Here is a 715-nt window from a genome sequence, read left to right as displayed (position 1 = left end):
ATTTGTTAGAGAAGCACTTTTTTATATTATTAATTTATTTAACAACAAAACGAGAGCTATCTAATTCGTTACGAAATGCTTTTTGTTCAGCTTTAGATTTCTTTTTAAAATCTTTTAAGAATGCTTCGTATTTTGGTAATACATCATCAATTTCACCAAAATCTTTTAACTTTCCACCTTCTATCCAAGCAATTTTAGTACAAAATTGTTTTACTTGGCCGATACTATGGCTAACAAAGAAAATAGTTTTGTTTTGTTCTTTAAACTCATAAATTTTATCAAGACATTTTTGAGCAAAAGTTTGGTCACCTACGGATAAAGCCTCATCAATAACTAATATATCCGGATTAACAGTTATATTTATTGAAAAGCCTAATTTAGCACGCATACCACTTGAGTATTTTTTAACTGGTTGATAAATAAATTCACCTAATTCACTAAATTCGACAATTTTAGGTGTTAGTTCTTTAATTTCTTTACGATTGAAACCCATACATAACATTTTAAATTCAATATTTTCTAACCCAGTAAGCTGACCATTTAAACCAGCACCAATAGCAATTACGCTCACATCACCATGACGTTCGACGGTACCTGATGAAGCTGATAATGACCCACCTATAATATTGCTTAGTGTTGATTTACCTGAGCCATTAATGCCTACTAAACCTATAACATCACCTTCATATGCTGTAATGTTAATATCATTTAAGGC

The 715-nt window shown here is 30.3% G+C and carries 1 protein-coding gene; it reads right to left on the bottom strand.

The window, feature by feature from the left end; all coding sequences use genetic code 11:
* Positions 1-34: 34 nt before the first annotated feature.
* On the bottom strand, positions 35-715 hold a 681-nt coding region (tagH, locus tag CD113_RS12265), incomplete at its 5' end, for a teichoic acids export ABC transporter ATP-binding subunit TagH (protein WP_103262363.1).

It is taken from the genome of Staphylococcus simiae (genome assembly GCF_002902085.1).
GTDB classification, from domain to species: Bacteria; Bacillota; Bacilli; order Staphylococcales; family Staphylococcaceae; genus Staphylococcus; species Staphylococcus simiae.
Note: the sequence above shows the minus strand (reverse complement) of the source record. Positions and strands in the feature narration are given on the sequence as shown.